General features: G+C 65.5%; 18 protein-coding genes. 10 read left to right on the forward strand and 8 right to left on the reverse strand.

Going from position 1 to position 20,142, the window contains the following annotated elements:
* Positions 1 to 105: 105 nt before the first annotated feature.
* Complete coding sequence (locus tag ABZW74_RS05320) at positions 106 to 585, reverse strand: MarR family winged helix-turn-helix transcriptional regulator (RefSeq protein WP_240855126.1); 480 nt, start codon at positions 583 to 585, stop codon at positions 106 to 108.
* A gap of 26 nt (positions 586 to 611) precedes the next feature.
* On the reverse strand, positions 612 to 1,631 hold the full coding sequence (locus ABZW74_RS05325; RefSeq protein ID WP_355274641.1) for a LacI family DNA-binding transcriptional regulator: 1,020 nt from the start codon (positions 1,629 to 1,631) through the stop codon (positions 612 to 614).
* Positions 1,632 to 1,758: 127 nt separating this feature from the next.
* Here ABZW74_RS05325 and ABZW74_RS05330 point away from each other — a divergent pair, with 127 nt between their 5' ends.
* The 5 genes from ABZW74_RS05330 to ABZW74_RS05350 all read left to right on the forward strand — a co-directional run bounded on the left by ABZW74_RS05330 (position 1,759) and on the right by ABZW74_RS05350 (position 6,439).
* Positions 1,759 to 2,940 (forward strand): Gfo/Idh/MocA family oxidoreductase, encoded by a 1,182-nt coding sequence (locus ABZW74_RS05330; RefSeq protein WP_355274644.1) that lies wholly within the window; start codon positions 1,759 to 1,761, stop codon positions 2,938 to 2,940.
* Between the two features lie 45 nt (positions 2,941 to 2,985).
* On the forward strand, positions 2,986 to 3,984 hold the full coding sequence (locus ABZW74_RS05335; protein ID WP_355274647.1) for a sugar phosphate isomerase/epimerase: 999 nt from the start codon (positions 2,986 to 2,988) through the stop codon (positions 3,982 to 3,984).
* 94 nt (positions 3,985 to 4,078) lie between these two features.
* A complete protein-coding gene (locus ABZW74_RS05340; RefSeq protein WP_240855554.1) occupies positions 4,079 to 5,026 on the forward strand; it encodes a sugar ABC transporter substrate-binding protein in 948 nt (315 codons plus the stop codon).
* On the forward strand, positions 5,026 to 5,907 hold the full coding sequence (locus ABZW74_RS05345) for a sugar phosphate isomerase/epimerase family protein (RefSeq protein WP_355274650.1): 882 nt from the start codon (positions 5,026 to 5,028) through the stop codon (positions 5,905 to 5,907). The genes ABZW74_RS05340 and ABZW74_RS05345 overlap by 1 nt, the downstream gene beginning before the upstream one ends.
* Positions 5,908 to 6,049: 142 nt before the next feature.
* Positions 6,050 to 6,439 (forward strand): DUF5313 domain-containing protein, encoded by a 390-nt coding sequence (locus tag ABZW74_RS05350; protein WP_355274653.1) that lies wholly within the window; start codon positions 6,050 to 6,052, stop codon positions 6,437 to 6,439.
* A 36-nt stretch (positions 6,440 to 6,475) separates the two neighbouring features.
* Here ABZW74_RS05350 and ABZW74_RS05355 read toward each other — a convergent pair whose 3' ends face one another.
* Both ABZW74_RS05355 and ABZW74_RS05360 read right to left on the reverse strand, forming a co-directional pair.
* Entirely contained in the window at positions 6,476 to 7,312 is an 837-nt protein-coding gene (locus ABZW74_RS05355) for an SDR family oxidoreductase (RefSeq protein ID WP_355274656.1), read from the reverse strand.
* A gap of 73 nt (positions 7,313 to 7,385) precedes the next feature.
* On the reverse strand, positions 7,386 to 8,612 hold the full coding sequence (locus ABZW74_RS05360) for an FAD-dependent oxidoreductase (RefSeq protein ID WP_355274659.1): 1,227 nt from the start codon (positions 8,610 to 8,612) through the stop codon (positions 7,386 to 7,388).
* Between the two features lie 328 nt (positions 8,613 to 8,940).
* On the opposite strand from ABZW74_RS05360, the gene ABZW74_RS05365 reads away from it, so the two are divergent.
* Together ABZW74_RS05365 and ABZW74_RS05370 are read left to right on the forward strand one after the other, a co-directional pair.
* Positions 8,941 to 10,068, forward strand: coding sequence for a TDT family transporter (locus ABZW74_RS05365; RefSeq protein ID WP_355274662.1), 1,128 nt, complete (start codon positions 8,941 to 8,943; stop codon positions 10,066 to 10,068).
* Positions 10,069 to 10,248: 180 nt separating this feature from the next.
* The gene (locus ABZW74_RS05370; RefSeq protein ID WP_240855110.1) at positions 10,249 to 12,249 is read left to right on the forward strand and encodes an oligopeptide transporter, OPT family; all 2,001 of its coding nucleotides are present in this window, start codon (positions 10,249 to 10,251) and stop codon (positions 12,247 to 12,249) included.
* A gap of 13 nt (positions 12,250 to 12,262) precedes the next feature.
* Here ABZW74_RS05370 and ABZW74_RS05375 read toward each other — a convergent pair whose 3' ends face one another.
* Complete coding sequence (locus ABZW74_RS05375) at positions 12,263 to 13,564, reverse strand: aspartate aminotransferase family protein (protein WP_355274666.1); 1,302 nt, start codon at positions 13,562 to 13,564, stop codon at positions 12,263 to 12,265.
* Between the two features lie 66 nt (positions 13,565 to 13,630).
* Between ABZW74_RS05375 and ABZW74_RS05380 the strand changes: the two genes are divergently transcribed.
* Genes ABZW74_RS05380 through ABZW74_RS05390 form a run of 3 tightly spaced genes read left to right on the forward strand, consistent with a single transcriptional unit; the run spans position 13,631 to position 16,510 of the window.
* Positions 13,631 to 14,236: a maleylpyruvate isomerase family mycothiol-dependent enzyme gene (locus tag ABZW74_RS05380; RefSeq protein WP_355274669.1), complete on the forward strand. Its 606-nt coding sequence runs from the start codon at positions 13,631 to 13,633 to the stop codon at positions 14,234 to 14,236.
* A gap of 5 nt (positions 14,237 to 14,241) precedes the next feature.
* Positions 14,242 to 15,351 (forward strand): FAD-dependent oxidoreductase, encoded by a 1,110-nt coding sequence (locus ABZW74_RS05385; protein WP_355274672.1) that lies wholly within the window; start codon positions 14,242 to 14,244, stop codon positions 15,349 to 15,351.
* A 22-nt stretch (positions 15,352 to 15,373) separates the two neighbouring features.
* Positions 15,374 to 16,510 (forward strand): lipase family protein, encoded by a 1,137-nt coding sequence (locus ABZW74_RS05390; RefSeq protein WP_355274675.1) that lies wholly within the window; start codon positions 15,374 to 15,376, stop codon positions 16,508 to 16,510.
* 1 nt (position 16,511) lies between these two features.
* On the opposite strand, the gene ABZW74_RS05395 is transcribed toward ABZW74_RS05390, so the two are convergent.
* The 3 genes from ABZW74_RS05395 to ABZW74_RS05405 form a co-directional block, all read right to left on the reverse strand.
* Positions 16,512 to 17,894, reverse strand: a complete 1,383-nt coding sequence (locus tag ABZW74_RS05395) for a hypothetical protein (protein ID WP_355274677.1) — start codon at positions 17,892 to 17,894, stop codon at positions 16,512 to 16,514.
* Entirely contained in the window at positions 17,815 to 18,555 is a 741-nt protein-coding gene (locus ABZW74_RS05400) for a hypothetical protein (RefSeq protein ID WP_240855101.1), read from the reverse strand. Before ABZW74_RS05400 ends, ABZW74_RS05395 begins: the two co-directional genes overlap by 80 nt.
* 80 nt (positions 18,556 to 18,635) lie before the next feature.
* A complete protein-coding gene (locus ABZW74_RS05405; protein WP_355274680.1) occupies positions 18,636 to 20,042 on the reverse strand; it encodes an FAD-dependent monooxygenase in 1,407 nt (468 codons plus the stop codon).
* Positions 20,043 to 20,142: the final 100 nt, after the last annotated feature.

Genomic DNA, 20,142 nt, shown 5'->3' on the forward strand with positions numbered 1-20,142 from the left:
CGCGGGCGGTCGTCGGATCGGTGGCGCGTGGGGGTGAGCACGCACCGAATTAGTTGATAGCCGCAACTATAACCAACTATGGTTGCAACCCGCAACTATCTTTGCCTATTCCGCGGAATGCTCCGGGTCGGGGTGTTTCGCGTCACCGTCGCCGTCGCCGGACACGTCGGCGAGGCGCCGAAGCAGCTCGGTGAGGGTACGGATGTCGGCGGCGTCCCATCGATTCAGGCGGGCGCGCCAGTCCGCGACGGCCGACGCCACCACGGCATCGACCCGTTCCCGGCCGGCGCCGGTCAGGGCGACCACTCGAGCGCGTGCGTCGTCGGGGTCGGGCGTCCGGCGGGCCAATCCCAGCCGCTCCACGGAATCGATCTGGCGGGTGACGGTCGACTTGTCGAGGTCGAGCATCGCCACGAGCTGTGTGATCCGCAGGGATTCGTGGCGGTAGAGGATGGTCAGGAGCGGGTAGCAGGACGGGTCGAGACGCGGGTCGATCGCACGAGCACGATTGCGCGTTCGAGCCCGACCGCGTCGCCAGAAGTCGGCGAGTTCGGACTCGAGGTCGGTGATCGGATCGCTACCCACCCTGTGCAGGGTAATCGCGCGTCGGGTCAGGAGGAGGCGACCCGCGCGGTGGTGCTGCGGATCACCAGTTCGGGTGTGAGAGCCGACGCCGCCCGGTCGGTGCGGCCGGCGTCGAGCCTGCTGACGACGTCGGCGATGGCGGCCTGCGCCTGTGCTTGTGGCTGCTGGCTCACGGTGGTGAGGTCGATGTTGGCAAGGCGGGCGAGCGTGCTGTCGTCGTAGCCGGTGATCGACACCTCGCCTGGCACGTCGACACCTGCGCGACGAAGGGTGTCGAGGAGGCCGACGGCGAGACGGTCGTTGGCGCAGACGACGGCGGTCGGCAGTGTGCGCGACAGGATCTGCTGGGCCGCGCGGATTCCGGCGTCTTCGGTGAAGGCCCCGCCCTCGACGACTGCGGCGTCGGCGGCCAGGCCGTGGCGTCGTAGCGCGCGCAGGAACCCGCTGCGACGATCGGCGGCGATGGTTCCGGGTCCGCCCGCGACGTGGATGATCTCGCGGTGTCCGAGCTCGACGAGATGGTCGACGACGAGCGAGATGCCCTTGGCATCGTTGGTGCGGATCACGTCGACGGTCGGCGACGAGGTGCGTCGACCGATCACCACCGTCGGAACCCGATCGCCCAATGCGGAGATGGCCCGGGTGTCCAGCTCGGGCCCGACGAGAAGCATTCCCTCGCAGCGGAAGTCGAGAAGTGTCTCGACCACGCGGGACTCGTCGTGGCTGGGGGTCACCGCACCGAGAACGATCTCGTATCCCGCGAGATCGGCTGCGGACACGAGATATTCGGCGATCTCGGCGTGAAAGCTGTTGCGGATCTGGGCCACCACGCCGATGAGGTGTGAGCGCCGGGCAGTCATCAACGCGGCCGTCCGATTTCTCCGGTAGCCGAGTTCCTCGGCGGCCTGTTCGACGTCGCGTCTCGTTGCGTCGCCGACGCCCGGCGCCTGGCGGAACACCAACGACACCGTCGCCTTGGAGACACCCACCCGGTCGGCGACATCCTGCATGGTCGGACGGCGCCCGGCTGCCGACGTCTCGGTCATTCGCAACCTCCTCGTTGATGAATCAGGGGTTGACAGCTCCCTGTGGTGTGGCTCATAGTCGTCAACATCGTACACAACTAGACCGGTTTAGTAGACCGGGCTAGTACCAAGGAAACGGGAGTTCACAGTGACCAACGAATCGATCGGTGTCGCCGTCATCGGAGGCGGAATGGCCGGGCGAGCGCATGCTGCCGGGTATCGCAACACCGGCACGCTGTTCGGCCTCGACCGGCCGGAAGTCCGGCTGGTCGCCATCGCCGACGCGAATCCGGCCGTGGCCGACGACAACGCCAAGCGGTACGGGTACGATCGCGCCGAATACGACTGGCGTGCGATCGCCGAGGCCGACGACATCGACGCGGTCAGCGTCGTGGTGGCCAACCACCTGCATCGCGAGATGGTCGAGGGATTGCTCGCCGCCGGCAAGCATGTGCTGTGCGAGAAGCCGCTGGCCGGTTCGCTCGCCGACGCCGAAGCCATGCTCGCCGCCGCCGACAGCACCCGGGACCGGGTTGCTGCGGTCGGCTACACCTATCGTCGGGCGCCTGCCGTGGAGCAGATCCGTCGCGAGTTGGCGGCCGGGACCGTCGGCGACCTCGTCCACTTCAACGGCCACTACTGGTGCGACTACGCCCTCGACCCCACGTCGCCGATCACGTGGCGCTACCAGGGCGGGCCCGGCACCGGAGCCCTCGCCGACGTCGGCAGTCACCTCATCGATCTGGCCGAGTTCGTCTGTGGACCCATCGCGGAGATCTCGGGTGCGCGGTTCCACACGGTGATCACCGAGCGGCCGATTCCCCTCGGTACCACCTACGGCCACACCAAGGGCGCGGTCAGCAGCGAGAAGGCGCCGGTGGAGAACGAGGACATCGCCACCTTCACCGCGACATTCGCCGGTGGGGCCGCCGCCACCTTCTCGGCTTCCCGCGTTGCACACAGCCTTCCGGACGGACTCGGTTTCGAGCTCTTCGGAACTGCCGGATCGGCTTCCTGGGAACTCGCCCGCATCGCCGAATTCCACCTCGCCGCAGACGATGTGCGTGCCGACCTGAACGGTCCGCGGCGCATCACCATCGGACCCGACCACCCCTACATCCGCGGCGGACTGCCCATGGATGCGGGTGGCGTCGGACATGGCAAGGCCGAGCTGTTCACCTACCAGGCGCGGGCGTTCCTCGACCAGGTCGCCGGCATCGACGTCCTCGGACCGCTGCCCGGCTTCGACACCGGCCTGCACAGCATGCGTGTCGTGGCCGCCATCGCCGAATCCGCAGCGGGCGGCGGCGCGACCGTCAAAGTCGGCTGACAGACCACACGATCACCAATCACTCTGCAAGTAGGGACAATTCCTATGAAACTCGGTGTCTACACCGCGATCCTGCACGACCGCTCCCTGCGCGACGCCCTGGAGGTGATCGGCTCACTCGGCCTGACCGGTGCGGAGATCAACGCCGGCGGCTTCTTGCCCACCCCGCATCTGCCGGTGCGTGAACTGCTCTCGGGCGAGGTCAGTGCGAGTGAGTACCTCGCCACCTTCGACGGCACCGGTGTCGAGATCGCCGGCCTCAACTGCAACGGCAACCCGCTGCATCCCGACCCCGAGGTAGGGCCCGAGGACGCCGACGACCTGCGCAACGCCATTCGCGTCGCCGGCCTGCTCGGAGTTGACCGGGTGGTGACGATGTCGGGTCTGCCGCATGCGCATCCGGGCGGTCAGTGGCCGGCGTGGCACGTGAACACCTGGGACTCGGGCTATCTGGACTCGCTCGACTACCAGTGGGACGAGGTGGCGGTCCCGTTCTGGCGTGAGATCGACGCCCTCGCAGGCGAGAACGGCGTCAAGGTGGCGATCGAGATGCACCCGCAGAACCTCGTCTTCAACCCGCCCACCATGCGACGTCTCGTCGAGAAGACCGGCGCCACGAACGTCGGCGCGGAGATGGATCCGTCGCACCTGTTCTGGCAGGGCATCGATCCGGTCGCGGCCATCGAATGGCTCGGACCGCTCGTGTTCCATGCAGCTGCCAAGGACACCCGGATCAACGAGAACTGCAAGATCTACGGCGTCCTCGACGAACGATTCACACGTATCCCGCTGTCGGACAACCCCACCGGACTCGGCGGACGGCACGTCGTGAACAAGTGGCCCGAGGACTCGGCCTGGGATTTCGTCGCCGTCGGCCGTGGTCACGACGTGGACTTCTGGACGCGGTTCCTCCAGGCGCTGGAGAAGGTCGACCCGGACATGGCGGTCAACATCGAGCACGAGGACGTCGAACTCGGGCAGATCGAGGGCCTGCAGATCGCCGCGGAAACCCTCAAGGCCGCCAACTCGGTCGCGGCCCGCTGATACCCACTCGGAACCCAGAGAGAAGCGATTGACGGTGAGCACCAACCATTCCCGGCGTCGCCGGCTACTCGCGGCGGCCGCATGTGTCGCCACGATCGCGGTGGCGGCCGCATGCTCGAGCACCGGCGGCAAGCCCCGCGACGACGACGGCGGCATGGCTGCCGGTCAGGCCAACACACCCCGATTCACCGTTGCGATGGTGACGCACGGCCCGCCCGGTGACACCTTCTGGGATCTCATCCGCAAGGGCGCCGAGACGGCTGCAGCCAAAGACAACCTCGAGCTGAGGTACTCGTCCGAACTTCAGGGTCCCGACCAGTCGAATCTGCTGCAGAATGCGGTCGACAGCAAGGTCGACGCCATCGCGGTGACACTGGCCAAGCCGGAGGCCATGGCGCCTGCGGTGCGGCGTGCCGTCGAAGCCGGCATCCCCGTCGTCGCGTTCAATGCGGGCATCGATGCGTGGAGTTCGCTGGGTGTGCTGTCGTATTTCGGTCAGGACGAACAGATCTCGGGTGAAGCGGCCGGTCGTCGGCTGAAGCAGGATGGGGCGTCGAAGGTGCTGTGCGTCATCCAGGACCAGGGCAACGTCGCACTCGAATCACGTTGTGCTGGAGTCAAGTCCGGTATGGGCGGTAATGGCGTGGAGAATCTCAACGTGAACGGGACCGACATGCCGAGCGTCCAGGCCACCATCGCGGCCAAGCTGCAGCAGGATCCCGGCATCGATCACGTCATCACGTTGGGTGCTCCCATCGCATTGGCCGCGGTCAAATCCAAGGATGCCGCCGGTAGCGAGACCAAGATCGCCACCTTCGACACCAACGCCGCCCTCGTCGACGCCATCAAGTCCGGTCAGGTGCAGTGGGCAGTCGATCAGCAGCCCTTCCTGCAGGGCTACCTGGCAGTGGATCAACTGTGGCTGTATCTCAACAACCGCAACGTGATCGGCGGCGGTCAACCGACGCTGACCGGGCCGGCCTTCATCGACCAGACCAACATCGACGCCATCGCCGAATACGCGCGGAACGGAACACGCTGATGAAGATCGCACTCGATCCGACGCCCTTCCATCACGATCACGACCTGCTCGAGTTCCCAAGGCTGGTGGCCGAACTCGGCTACGAATATCTGCAACTGACCCCGCACCGAGACTTCATCCCGTTCTTCAATCATCCACGCGCCGACGATGATCTGGTGCGCAGCTTTCGCAAGGCATGCGACGACGCGGGTGTGCAGGTCGCGTCGGTGCTGCCGGTGCTGCGCTGGTCGGCACCCGACGAGGATGCGCGTGAGGCGGCCGTCCGGAACTGGAAGCGGGTCATCGAGATCACCGTCGACCTCGGTGTCAACGTGATCAACACCGAGTTCTCGGGGCGTCCGGAGCGTGCCGAAGAGTCCGAACGTGCCTTCTTCCGGTCGATGGAGGAGTTGCTGCCGATCATCGAACGAGAGGGTATCGACGTCCGAATCGACCCGCACCCAGACGATTTCGTCGAGGATGGGCTGGAAGCCGTACGCATCATCCGCGGTGTCAACTCACCCAACATCGGCATGGTGTACGTCGCGTGCCACACCTTTCACATGGGTGGAAACATGGCTGAGATCATGGCCGCCGCCGGTGATCGGCTACGGCTGGTGCACGTCGCCGATTCGATGGATCACCGCCGTTCGCACGGACTTCGGTACATCACCAACCCGCCCGGGAACCCGGTACGAGTGCATCAGCACCTCAAGATCGGCGACGGCGACGTCGACTGGGACGAGTTCTTCGGCGGCCTCGGCGGACTTGGCTTCTACGACCGCGACGACACGGTGATGGTGTCATCGGTGTTCGCCGAGGACGAGAACGCGGTGGAGGTGTCGCGGTATCAGCTGTCGACGATGCAGGCGTATATCGACAAGTACTCCACCGCTCCTTGAGAGGGACCAAGGTCACTACTGTCCAATTCAATCGTGTGCTACTAATTGAGGAGGCAGCGAGCAGCATGAGGTGAGAACGGTGCAGGTCACTACGATGGCGGATACAAGCAACTCGATCGACCAGACGGGGAATGAGACTGCGATGTCCGCTGACCGCTCACGCCCGGGCGCATGGCAGTACTTCAAGTACGCCTATGGCGCCCGACTGCCCGAATCGATGCGTGAGTGGGTGGCCAACGATCTCGCCGGCCCCGGAGCGGCGTTCCGGATGGTGGCGCGCTGGTCGGTGCCCTGCATTCTGCTGCTGGTTCCCATGTTGTTCGTGCCGACGGAGTGGATCATTCGGCTGAACATGACGATCCCGATCCTCATCCCGTACGTCTTCTTCTCGATCGCACTGAACAAGGTGTATCGGCGTTACCGGCTCACCCAACACGGGCTCGACCCGGATCTGGTCAACAAGCTCGAACGCGAGAAGAACGCCGATATGTATGAGGAGTACAACCGCAAGTACCGCGGCGGCCGCAGTTAGCGGTGATCAGGACTGAGCCCTTAGTACAGGTAGTCCTCAGTACAGGTAGTCCTCGCCGCTGGCGCGCACCGTCACATCCGACAAGCTGATTCCCCACGGCTGATCGATGACGTGTACGACGGCGTTGGCGAGGTCGTCGGGAGTGATCAGCCAGTACTTCACCGAGTCGACGTCGACGAGTTCGGCGGGCATCTCGCCCTTGACGAGGCTGGTCACGTGTTCCTTGTAGGAGAGCGCACGCTGGCCGACGATGCCCATGATGGCGCGATCGTTGACGATCCAACTCGCGAGGTTGGTGCCCGCGACGCCCGTCGGTTTGACGGTCGTCACCTTGATCTTGCCCTTGGCCTCGATGCGTAGGGAGTCCGACAGCGTCGTGACGGCGGCCTTGGTTGCCGAGTAGACACCGGAACCCTCGAATCCACCGTTGCCGTAGATCGACGAGATGTTGACGACCTGTCCGCGGCCCTGCTCGATCATCTGGTCGTAGACGGCGGAGATGCCGTTGACGACGCCCTTGATGTTGATGTCGATTGCCTTGTGCCACTTCTGCCATGCCCGCTCGTGGTCGGCGAAGTAGGCCAGCGGCATGACGCCCGCGTTGTTGACCATGACGTCTATCGCGCCGTACGTCTCGACGGCAAGCGTGGCCGCGGCGCGCATCTGTTCCATGTCGGTGACGTCGGCCACCTGGTGAACCGCCGAACCGCCCTGGGCGACAATTGCTTCCGTGGTCTGCGCGAGGCCGTCGGCGTTGATGTCGACGCCCACCACGTGTGCGCCGCCAGCTGCGCACTTCTCGGCGATGAGCTTGCCGAAGCCGCCGCCGGCTCCGGTGGCGATGATGACTTTGCCCTGCAGATACTGCGACATGACTCCCCTAACCGGCCGTGCGATCGAGAGGATCGTAGCAGTGGTGCCCGAGCGATCGTTCGGTAGTCCCGCGTCAGTCGACGGTCACGTCCGACAGGGCGACGTCGGCATCGGCCAGCTTTGCCGGATCCAGCGCGGCTCCGGCGGAGATCAACTCCTTGATGCCGTCGAGTTGATCCCAGATGTTGACCTGCATGCCGGCTCGGAGGTGATCTTCGTCGTCGAGCCAGAATGCGAGGAACTCCAGGCTGTCGGGGCTGCCGCGAAGTACGACGCGGTGCTCACCAGACGCGAGACCGGAATACTCCATGCCGAGGTTGTACTGGTCGGTGAAAAAGTAGGGAAGATTGGTGTATTCGGCGCTGCCACCAAGCATGTTGGCAACCGCGACGGCGGGTTGATTGAGTGCGTTGGCCCAGTGTTCCGTGCGCACCCGACGCCCGAGAACGGGGTGCTCGGCGTTGGCGATGTCACCGACCGCGAAGATGTCCGGATCACTGCTGCGCAGTCCGGCGCTCACCAGGACACCGCCGTCGCCGATGTCGAGTCCGGCGCTCTCGGCGAGTTCGATGTTCGGGACCGCTCCCGCGGCCACCAGCACCGCATCCGCGTCGATGGTGTCGCCGCCCTTGAGCCCGATGCCAACCGCGCGCCCGTCCTCGACCAGGATCTCGGCCACGGCCACGTCGGTGCGCAGATCCACCCCATGCTTGCGGTGCAGGTCGGCGAAGATCGCGCCCACCTCTGCGCCCAGGGCGCCGATCAGCGGTTGCGGCGCCGTCTCGGCGACGGCAACCTGCGCGCCGCGGTTGCGCGCGCTCGCCGCCACCTCGAGCCCGATCCAGCCGCCGCCGACGATCGCCACGCGCATGTTCTCGTCGATCGCCTCGCTCAGCGCCACCGCGTCGTCGTAGCTGCGCAGGTAGTGGACACCATCAGCGTCCGCGCCGGGGAGGTCGAGATGCCGGGACCGTGAACCCGTTGCCAGAAGCAATTTCTCGTATGCAAGGGTGCTTCCATCCGGCAGTGTCACGGTGTGCGCTGCGGCGTCGATCTCCTCGATCATGGTTCCGGGGTGGACATCAATTCGATTGTCCCGATACCAGTTTCCGTCGTGCACTGTGAAATCGTCGAGCTTCTGCGAGCCCGCAAGAAATTCCTTCGACAATGGTGGGCGCTCGTAGGGAAGATGCTCTTCGGAGCCGAAGAGGACGATCTCGCCGTCAAAATCCTTTTCCCGCAAGGCCTCTGCGGCCTTGGCGCCGGCGAGTCCGCCACCGACGATGACGATGGTTGGCATGATGCCTCCCTGCAGTCGCGTATGTCCTTCGTCCTGCGTAGGACCTACTGTACGCCCGCAGCGCGCGCAACATTGGCTCGATGCGGTGCGAGCATGCGAATCGTGCGCCGTTGCGCGCCCGCGGCATTGCGAGTTCGCAGGCCATGCCGATGAATGTCGCTGGTATCGGATCCCCCTGCGGGTCGGCAGCTGATCCGAAGACGTGGCGGGGCGGGGAGGTACAGCTTTCGTACAGGCGGCGAGCGTTGTCCAACCCACAACCAAGAGTTGTGACCTCACAAATCGAAGCCCGCTTCCGCCGATGGCGCCGAGAGCGGAAGCTCGATGCATGGCAACTCTCACCGACACCCGCAACACGGCCCGCTCCGAGGCGAACTCGCAGATCCGCAGCGGCGCAACGCTGTTGGCTCATGTGACGCCGAACTGGTTTGGCGCGGTCATGGGAACCGGGATCGTCGCCACCGCCGCGGCGGGCCTGCCGGTCGGGACGGCCGCGCTCGAACCCTTCGCCGTCGCGATGTGGCTGGTCGCCGCCGGGCTCCTGGTCGTGGTCGCGTCGGCCTTCGTCGGGCACTGGATGCATCACCCCGAGAATGCCCGCGGCTACGCACGTCACCCCATGATGGGCCACTTCTACGGCGCCCCGGCGATGGCGTTGCTGACTGTTGGCGCCGCCACCCTGTTGGTCGGACGGGACGTCGTCGGCGACCATCCGGCGGTGTGGATCGACGCAGTGTTGTGGACGGTCGGCACCCTACTGGGGGTCGCGACCAGCGTGTGTCTGCCCTATTCGATGATGACCCGCCGTTCCGACGAACCACGGGTGGCGATGCCGTGCTGGCTGATGTCGGTGGTCCCGCCGATGGTGTCGGCCACCACTGGAGCGCTGCTCGTCGGGCACATCCCGGCGGGACAGGCTCGGCTGACGATGCTCTGCGGGTGCTACGGACTGTTCGGTCTGAGTCTGTTCCTCGGCATGATCACGATGACCCTCATCTACTCCCGTGCCATCCAGGACGGTCCGCCGGCAGGCGCAGCCGCACCGACGTTCTGGATCACTCTCGGTCTCATCGGGCAGTCGGTCACCGCCGCGAACCTGCTGGGCAACGCTTCACAGGGTGTCTTCACCGACGAGCAGGCGTACATCGCCCAGGGACTGCGAGTTTTCGGCATCGGGTATGGAATGGCGATGGCAGGTTTCGGAGTTGCCATGTTCGCATTGGCGGTGGCGGTCACCGTGCGCGCCGTTCGCCGGCGGATGCCCTTCGCGATCACGTGGTGGAGTTTCACCTTCCCGGTCGGCACGTGCGTCACCGGCCTGGCCGCTCTCGGCAAGGTCCTGCACGCCGCCCCGATCGAGGCACTGTCGGTGGTGCTGTTCGTTGCCCTCGTGGGCGCGTGGACGCTCGTCGCGTCGATGACGGTGGTCCACCGCCGCGCAGTGCTGGCGCCTTGATCAATCTCGGGAGGGACCCCGATTCGGGCAAAAAGGGCAGATTCCGGGTGGACGTTCGCAACGTCGCACGCGGGGTCGATCTCGGCTTTACAGTTGGTCGACAACCCATACATGCCACGGTCGAGGGGGCGGTCGGGCTGATCGCGTTCCGTTCTGCGGTGCGCAGTGAGGGGCCGAGGAATGACCACATCAGGCATGACCCCGATCGAGTCCCGCGGACAGGCGAACCTTCGCGAACTCACCATGCGCGGTGTGATCCTCGGCGGGATCATCACGCTGGTCTTCACCGCAGCGAACGTCTACCTGGGCCTGCGCGTCGGTCTCACGTTTGCCACCGCCATCCCGGCCGCGGTCATCTCGATGGCGATCCTGCGCTACTTCGCCGATCACTCGGTGGTCGAGAACAACATCGTGCAGACCATCGCGTCGGCCGCGGGCACGCTTTCGGCCATCGTGTTCATCCTGCCCGGCCTGGTGATGGTGGGCTGGTGGACCGGCTTCCCGTACTGGGTGACGGTGTCGGTGTGTGCGATCGGCGGCGTGCTCGGCGTCATGTATTCGATCCCGTTGCGTCGGGCCCTGGTCACCGGATCCGATCTGCCCTATCCGGAAGGTGTTGCGGCAGCGGAGGTTCTGAAGGTCGGCGACTCGTCGGGCGGGGCCCGGGAGAACAAGGCCGGCCTGCGGATCATCGTCGTCGGCTCGGTTGCGTCGGCGGCCTTCTCGCTGCTCACCAAGCTCAAGGTGGTGAGCGACTCGGTCTATGGAGCGATCAAGATCGGCACCGGCGGCACGCTTTTCAACGCCGGGCTGCTGATGTCGCTCATCGGTATCGGGCATCTGGTGGGCGTGTCGGTAGGTGTCGCGATGCTCGTCGGGCTCATCATCTCCTTCGGTGTGTTGCTGCCAGTGATGAGCCAGGGCAATCTCCCCGACGGTGACGGCCTGTATGACCAGGTGAACACCTTCTTCGGCAGCGACGTCCGACTCGTAGGCGCCGGTGCCATTGCGATCGCCGCCTTGTGGACGCTCGCCAAGATCATGATGCCGATCATCCGTGGTATCCAGTCGGCGCTCGCGTCGACGAGGTCGCGCCAGAAGGGTGTGAGCGTCGACCTCACCGAGCGTGACCTGCCGATGACCATCGTCGGTTCCACCATCCTGGTGCTCCTCATTCCGATCGGCTTCATGTTGTGGGACTTCGTGCACGACACGGTCCTCGAGGGCAGCGCGGCCGGGATCATCACCCTCAGTATCGTCTTCATCTTCGTGATCGGTTTGGCGGTCGCATCGGTGTGTGGGTACATGGCCGGTCTCATCGGATCGTCCAACAGTCCGATCTCCGGTGTCGGCATCCTGGTGGTGCTGATCGCGGCGATTCTGATCAAGATCGTCTACGGCTCCACCGATGCCGCGCACACCGCCGCGCTGGTGGCCTACACGCTGTTCACCGCCGCGATCGTGTTCGGCGTGGCGACCATCTCCAACGACAACTTGCAGGACCTCAAGACGGGCCAACTCGTCGGAGCAACACCGTGGAAGCAGCAGGTGGCCCTGATCATCGGCGTCGCCTTCGGAGCCGCGGTGATCCCCCCGATCCTGCAACTCATGTACACGTCGTTCGGGTTTGTGGGCGCGCCGGGCGAGACCGCGGACTCATTGGCCGCGCCGCAGGCGAGTCTGCTGTCGAGCTTGACCACCGGCGTACTCGGCGGCGACCTGAACTGGTGGCTGATCGGACTTGGAGCGCTGCTTGGCGCGATCATCATCGGCATCGACGAGGCGTTGGGCCGGGCGACACGATTCCGATTGCCGCCGCTAGCGGTCGGGATGGGCATGTATCTGCCCATGTCGGTGACCCTGGTCATCCCGATCGGTGCGTTCATCGGCCACTACTACAACCAGTGGGCCGAACGCAGCGGTGGCGCAGTCGACCACAAGAAGCGCATGGGAACGTTGTTGGCCACCGGCCTCATCGTCGGTGAGGCACTTTTCGGTGTGGTGTTCGCCGGGATCGTGGCCGCCACCGGTGACGACGCGGTGCTCGCGGTCGTGGGCGACGGCTTCGAGAAGTGGGCCGAGGCGCTGGGCGTCATTGTCTTCGCCGCGTCGGTCGCCTGGCTGTACAAGTGGACGTCGAAGACTGCCGCGGAGAGTAGCTCGGACCCGGTCAAGGAGTGAATCCGACTGCTGTTCAGGTGGATTCGGTGAGTGCCTGATCGAGGATGGCGAGTCCTTGCCGCAGTTCGTCGTCGGTCGCGGTGAGTGGCGGTGCGATGCGGAATATGCCGCCCATGCCGGGGAGTTGGACGACGTTCATGTGCAGCCCGAGGTCGAAACAGCGTCGGGTCACTTCGACGCCGAGACGGTCGGCGCCACGCTTGGTGACACGATCCTCCACGAGCTCGACGCCGTGCATGAGCCCACGGCCACGCACATCACCGATGCTGGGGTGGCGGTCCTGCAGCTCGAGCAGCCCGTCGCGCAGCAGCGAACCCGCTTGTGCGGCTCGATCATCGAGATGATCGCGCTCCAGCACGTCGAGCACGGTGTTGCCGACCGCGGCGACCAGCGGGTCGGAGACGTGGGTGGTGAAGAACAGGAACCCTGCGTCGTGTGCGGCGGCCTCGATCTCGGGTGAGGTGATCATCGCGGCCAGCGGCAGTCCGGCACCGAGAGTCTTGGACAGAGTGAGGATGTCGGGCACGATACCGTCGCGCTCGAAGGCATACCAGGAGCCGGTGCGGCACAGTCCGGTCTGCGCCTCGTCGACGATGAGCAACATTCCTCGCTCTTCACACCGACGTTTCAGCTCCGCGAAATAGCCTGGCGGAGGCTCGATCACGCCACCGGACGAAAGGATGGGCTCGACGATGCACGCCGCGAGTGAGCCGACCGACTGTGCGTCGATCAGGTCGAATCCGAAGTCGAGTTGTCGTTGCCAGTCCAGCGCGCCGTCGGCGTCGACGAAATCGGGGCGATAGGGGTTGGGGGTGGGTAGCGCGAAGTTGCCCGGCGCCACCGGGCCGTAGCCGCGTCGTCCGGCACTGTAGGTGGAAGCCGCTGCGGCGTGGGTCATTCCGTGCCAGGAACGCGCGAACGACACTATCTCGTGCTTGCCGGTGACCAGCTTGGCCATCCGGATCGCCGCCTCGTTGGATTCGGCGCCGGTGCTCAGCAGCAGCACCTTGCTCAAGGGTTCCGGCAGGGTGGCGCTGAGGCGTTCGGCAAGTGTGAGCACCGGTTCGGAGAGCATGCCGCTGAAGAGGTGGTCGAGTTCGGCGATCTGACGCGACACCGTCGACACGATGTCGGGGTGGGAGTGGCCGAGGATCGCCGACATCTGGCCCGACGTGAAATCCAGGACGGGCCGGTCGTCTGCGGTGTAGACCCAGCTGCCGGCCGCCCGCGCGATCAGTTCGGGACTGAACTGACCTCCGTAGCGAACCAGGTGGCGGGTGTCGACGGCAGAGGGCGTGACCTGCGAGTGTGGCATCGCTTCACGGTACGTCACCCCCTGATTCGGGTGCATGGTGGACGGTGAGGGGTGCACACTCGACGTATGGACGAGGTGCAAGCGTTTCGAGCGGCGGCCGACCATTTCGTAGCGCTCGTGTCGGAGATCGACGACCAACAGTGGGATGCGCCGGGACTCGGTGAGTGGGATGTCCGGGCGCTGGTCGGGCATACCGGACGCGCGCTGTCGACGGTTCGCGACTACGTGGCTCAACCGTCGCCGGATGTCTGCGAGATTCTCACCATCGCAGACTATTTCGACATCGCAGCGCAGCCCGGGCAGCCCGCTGCAATCGCCGAACGAGGACGGCAGGCCGGTGCCGCGCTGGGATCCGATCCGCTCGCAGCGGTCGAGCAACTGCGCGCCGACGCCCTCGCGGTCCTCGCGGAGACATCTGGCGACCGGGTGGTGCCGACGGCGGCCGGCAGCATGCGACTGAGCGTTTACCTGCCCACCAGAACCTTCGAACTTGCGGTGCATGGCCTCGACATCGCCCGGGCAACCGGACAGGAACCGGAACTGCCGGATGAGGTGGCGGCGGACGCGCTGGCGACGGCGTCGGCGATCGCCGTGCGGAAGGGGCAGGCGGCGGCTTTGTTGCTCGCGCTCTGTGGACGGACGCCGTTTGACACGTTGTCGCGCGTGGTGTGAGCGATATGAGTACGACGTCGGATGTCGCGGTGATCGGTGCCGGGATCGTGGGTCTCGCCGCCGCGTACGAGTTGTCCCGCCAGGGACTCAGTGTCACCGTTTTCGAGTCGGGCCAACCAGGCTTTGGCCAGTCGGCCGGCCAGTCCCGGATCTTTCGACACGCCCACGACGATCCTCGTCTGGTCAAGCTGGCCGTGCGCGCACGTGTTCGGTGGATGGCGTGGGAGGAGGAACTCGGCACCGAACTCATCTCGCGGGACGGTGGAATCGCTCTGGGCCCGTCGGCTTCTCGCCGGTTGGCGCAGCTCGTCACGCATCCGCAGATCGACGCTCGTGCGATCGACGCCGACGAACTGGCCCATTTGTTGCCGATGCTCGCGGGATATGCGGGAGACGCGGTGTTCGACGCGACCGCGGGATCGATCCACACGCGCGCCGCGATCGAAGCGCTGGCACAGTGCTTTGCCGATGTGACCGTGCGCGAGCAGGTGATCACGCTCCGCGATCGACGCGGTGGAGTCGAAGTACGCTGTCCCACAGGTCTGTTCACACACGGTGCGGCGGTGGTGTGTGCCGGCCGGGGGACGGCTGCGCTCGCCCGGGGTGTCGGGATTGACGTGCCGATCGAGCTGGGCGCACATGTTCGGGTGTCGTTCGGGATCCGAACGCCCGTGGCGTCACTTCCGACGCTGCAGGATGGAAGCGGCCATTTCGGGTTCACCGGAGTCTACGCGGCGGCCTACCCTGATCGCTCAGGTTACGGCCTCGGACTGTCGGATTCCGTCGCGGCAACCTCGGACGGAACCATCGTCGAACCCCAAGTGCTCGGCGAACTTGCCGATCGCGCAGCGGAATACGTTGGTGCTGCGCTGCCCGGTCTGGACCCGACGCCCCGCGATGTCGTGCACTGCTGGGTCACCACGCTGCCCTGGGGCGACGACGGAATCGCGATCGACTCGGCTGAATCGACCTATGTGATCGTCGGGCACAACATGTTCAAACATGCTCCGGCGCTTGGTGAGGCGTTGGCTCGATCGGTGCTCGACGGTCGGGTGGTGGACGGGTTCGGGCGGGGCAACCGACTCGGTTCTGCCGAAAGCGCCCCGACGCCCTGACCTGCGGAACTACCATCGGCGCATGCTGATCACGACTGCCGAACGCTATTCCCTGGACGACCTGCGTCCGACGCTGGCGCTGTCGCAGGCGGCGGATCTGGAGCCCGCGAGCAATTTTCCGATATACGACGACCTGACCGAGACATTGGTGACCGCTGGGCCGGAGGATTCGACCCTCCGGCACGTTCTCGCGGTCGCGTCGGGTTACTCGTACTCCGACATCGACACGCAGGCCATGATGATGACCCGACTGGGACTCGATGAGAGTTACTGCCGTGCAATCGAGATGACCGTGGATGCGATGTTCATAAGATCGACGGCCCACATCATCCAGAGCAAGGATGGGCGCGTGGTGATCGTCGCGTATCGCGGCACAGAGCCGACCAACGCGATCAGTTGGCTCGCCGATGCCGAGGTCACCCCCGAGTTCGTGGAGGTACCGACCCAACCGGGTGTCGAGCCGCCTCGGCAGGCCGTCCACGCCGGTTTCTACCGGAACATGCGGAGCATCCGTTGGCAGGTGGTCGAGGCCCTCACACGCGCGCATGAGGGCTTGTCGATCAACGGGGACAGGGCATCAGCGCGCCTGGAACATCCCATGGAGCGGTTGTATCTGACCGGCCACAGTTTGGGAGGCGCAACGGCCCTGCTGATGGGAATGGCGCTGTGCGCCAACGAAGTCTATCGGAAGGCCTTCTGGCCGTCGATGGCCGGAATCCACACCTTCGGGCAGCCGATGGTCGGAACACAGAATCTCGTGGATGCATTCTCAGCGGATATGCAGAAGAAGGTGTTTCGCTACGTCTTCGGCAAAGACCCCGTTCCGCATCTGCCGCCCACAGCGACCGGAACCCTCGCGCACATCGGTACGGAGTTTCACTCGGTGCCCGGCGTCGGCTACGTGAAGGAGCAAGGCGAGCAGCGTGAAGTACCAACCTACACATGGGAAGAGGGCCCCACTTCCACACAGGACGAGGGTGCGCTGGGGCTGATCACGCTGCCGTTCGGCTTCATCACCCGAAAGATCCCGTTGCTGCGATGCATTCCGTACGAATACGCGATCGACGACCATTTCCCGCAGTACTACGTGAGCACGTCGACACCGCCGACGTCTGTCAACGAGTTCGGTGACGACCCGTTGGTCACACCATCGCGCTGATTCACAGTGTGGCGCTGATCCGCACCTCGTGCCGACCGCCGAGGTCGACGTCGATGATCGCCGTTCCGTCGCTGTCCGCCTTGATACTGGGTTCCACCGCGCCGTCGACCCGATAGGTCTGCCGGGGGCGCAATCGGCCGATCCGCAGCGGCGTGCGAACTCCGCCGGCACCCGGGTGGAGGACGAGGTCGAGTCCGGTCCCGTCGCTGACCGCCTTGGCGACAAGCACTTCGGGGTAGGCGGCCTCGGTGAGCATGGGTCCCGATCGCCACGCGTCGGGCACCCGTCCGTTGATCAGCCCCTGCAGGCTGTCCTTGCCGACGAACCGGGAGAAGGCGTACGCGCAATTGACCCAGGTGGACACGCCCTCCAGCTTCTGGGCGCCGTCGGGCGACCGGTCGACGTCGGTGTTGATCCGAATGTGGTGGGAAACCCCTTGTACGACTTCGTCATCGCCCATTTCTCTGGCCGCGCAGAGCACGTTGACCCAGGCCCATGCGTCGCCGAGGTGGTACGAGCCGACGTCGAGCCGATCGATGGGTCGGATGCGGAGCTCCACCTTGTCACCGTGAACGCGAAGTCGATGAGTGCGCAGCGAGGACCAGGTCTCCTCCGCGAGGTCCGGCATGATGCCGTTGAGCCAGTAGACCATGACGGCGTCGTTGGCCAGCATCGGCGGCATCTTCAGGCCCATCGGTCCGCGTCCGAACAGGAATCTGCCGTTCCCCAGTAGATATCCGTTGTGTACCAGCGAATCTCGCGTCTTGTCGATCAGGTTGTCGGTGAGGTCGGTGTCGTGGAGGCGGTCGTAGCCGGCCAGCCCGGCGAGCGCGATGGTGTTGCACATCGGGTAGATGAGGTGCGGCTCGCACGGATACATCGTGTCGGGGCTGGCATGCATGTTGTTCTCGATGGCCCGGGCGATCTTGGTGAACCCGTAGTCGTACGTATTGCGGCGGTTCCACACGAGGGGGAGCGCGCCGTCGGCGTCAAAGCTGTGGTCGTCGTTCATGGTTTCGTACATGGCGAGCATCGCTGCGAAGAAGCCGGTGTACATGACGTTCGCGAACACCATCGGGTCGGGATTCCACCGCAGGTATCCGGCCAGACGTTCGGTTGCCCAATAGCCCCACACGCGTTTGTCGCACATCTTGCGAATGAGGTTGCCCTGGGCCTCAGCGAGGTAGCCGCCGAACGCCGGTGTGCGGGTGTATTGCGCCAGGGACAGGGCGTACGACGCGTAGGCCAGCTGATATCGGAGAGCGCTGCCGCCGATCTGTTCCAGCCGGGTGAACCCGGTGAAGTCATCGACCGGCTGGAGCGCCAGATCGAACAGATAGCGCTGCGACGCCAACTCGTCGGGCGTCGACTCGGTGACCGTCACGCTCGTCTCCGGGCTCAACCGCAGGGACGGACGATACGGGGCGCTCTGCAGTGATTCGGTCATCATCTTCCAGACGTGAGGAGGGGCGAACACTCGATGGGAACGCCAACAGCAGGCCGACGAAGGCGGCTGCGAGCGGCAGCACGTGCATCACGGTGTGCAGGGTGACGTTGTGTACGTGATAGAGCGACGCGACATGCATGTCGAGCGCCATCAACTCCAGGCTCGCGATGGCGATGCCGACGCAGGCGCAGCCGACGATTTGACTCCGGGTGCAGGGGTCGTCTCCCCGACGCATGAGCCTCGACGCAACACGTATGGCGACAGCGGCCAGGAGGAGAGCGCCTGCGGTGCGTACCAGCCAGATGGTCTGCGCGGCATCGCCGGTGGCGATTCCGCATGTCACCAGGAGTGCGCTCATGGCCAGGTAGACACCCAGCCCGACTGCGACGAAACGCAACGTCCAGGCAGCGACCCCGGTTCGGGTGTCAAGGGTGCGATCGGGGTGCCGCGGTGGCAGAAACGCCGCCGACGCTTCGCCGGGAGCCGGCCGGTTCGCGGTGGGGGCAAAGCCGTCGTCGCTGAGCGCACGACGCGCCCGCCACGGTGCCAGCCGGTGATAGACGGCTATCAGCAGCGCTGCGACGATGCAGCAGGCCATCGCAACCCTCCGTATCTGGAAACATGGCGTTCCAGATACGCTATCGCGTTTGCGTCTCAGATGTAACCGGGATCACTCGTCTATCCGCGGAAGCGACGACGCTCGCGCCAGTCCGACACCATTCGGCCGGTCTGGGTCCGCAGGTCGGCGGCCACATCGAGGACCGAGACGTCGGGTCGCCGCAACGCGCGGGCGGTGGTACCCGCCAGTGCGGATGGCGGCGTCATCGCGGCGGGCGGTTGGACGCGGTTGTAGATGTCGCTGAGCACCGCAGCATATTCGGGGCGTTCGCGGGCGCGGTGATAGAGCTCGTACTCCAGCGGCGACGGCGGGAGGCCCGCGGCCAGGAAATTGGTCCACTGGTAGATCTCGATGCAATCGCGTTCACGCTGCCGAGCCCAGTCGGCGGTGGCGCGGTCGACGGTCTGCGGATCGGGTGGGCCGGCGTGCCCGGCGCGGGTACCCAGGACGGGCGCGAGGTATTCGCCGAGCAGTCGCCCGTAGCGGTAGGCGTCGCGAATTCCCTGCGCGGTGACCGGATCCTTGAAGTGCCCGGCGTCGCCGGGAAGCACCCAGCCTGGCCCGCTTGACGTCCGGAAGTACGATTCGATCCCCGTGCAGGCACGCACCCTCGAGGCCAACTCGCAACCTTCGAGGCGCTTTGCCAGGCCGGGCAGATTCTGGATGCCCTGCAGGTAGGCATCGGTCACCTTGCGTCCGCGGAACTGGGGGATGAGATCGATGGGCGGTTGCAGCAGGCACAGCAGTTCGCCGCCGTCGCACGGGAACGCGGTGCCCAGGAGACCCTCGACCCGCCACTGGGATGCGATGTGGCGCAGGTCGTCTCGATCATCCTTCCAGTAGGCGAAGTAGCAGGCACGGCCGCTCGGTGCGCTGATGATCGGTGTGCGTGCGCCCACTTGTTCGGCGACAAAGCTCTTGCGACCGTCGGCGCCGATCACGATCGGCGCGCGCACCACGTGACGGCGCTCATCGGCGTCGGAGTATTCGATTCCGGCGGCACGCCCGCCGTCCCAGATCACCTTGGTGGCGGTGCACTGTTCACGAATCTCGGCGCCCGCGGTCTTGGCGGTACGGACCAGTGCGTCGTCGAGGTGGGTGCGTCGGACGCACATCCCGTAGTCGATCCCGGATACCGCGGAATATGGAGTGCGCCAGCCTATCTCGTCGAGTATTGCCTCGGCGATCGGCATGCGTGGCGCGCCGATTGCCTCCACAGCGTCAAGCGCGCCGAGGGCGTGGATCTCGGCCATCGTCGACGGCCACAACAGATGTGTGGAGAGGGTGTCGGACGGGAAGCGGGCCGAATCGATGGCGAGGACGTTCAGGCCGCGCTGCGCGAGTGCGATCGCGGTTGCCGCGCCCGCGCAACGCGCTCCCACAATGACCGCATCGAAATACTCGCTGTCACCCGACGGAACGCCATCCTGCTCCTCGACACCCGATCCGCTCCCCGCAGCGTTCATCACCGACTCCCGCCCATTCTTCTTGGACACATTGTCTGACACAGTGTCAGGAGACCGTATTGCCTGCGCACAGAGGGTGTCAAGGGTGGCGTAGCATCCT

It is taken from the genome of Gordonia sp. NPDC003585, assembly GCF_040610755.1.
GTDB lineage: Bacteria > Actinomycetota > Actinomycetes > Mycobacteriales > Mycobacteriaceae > Gordonia.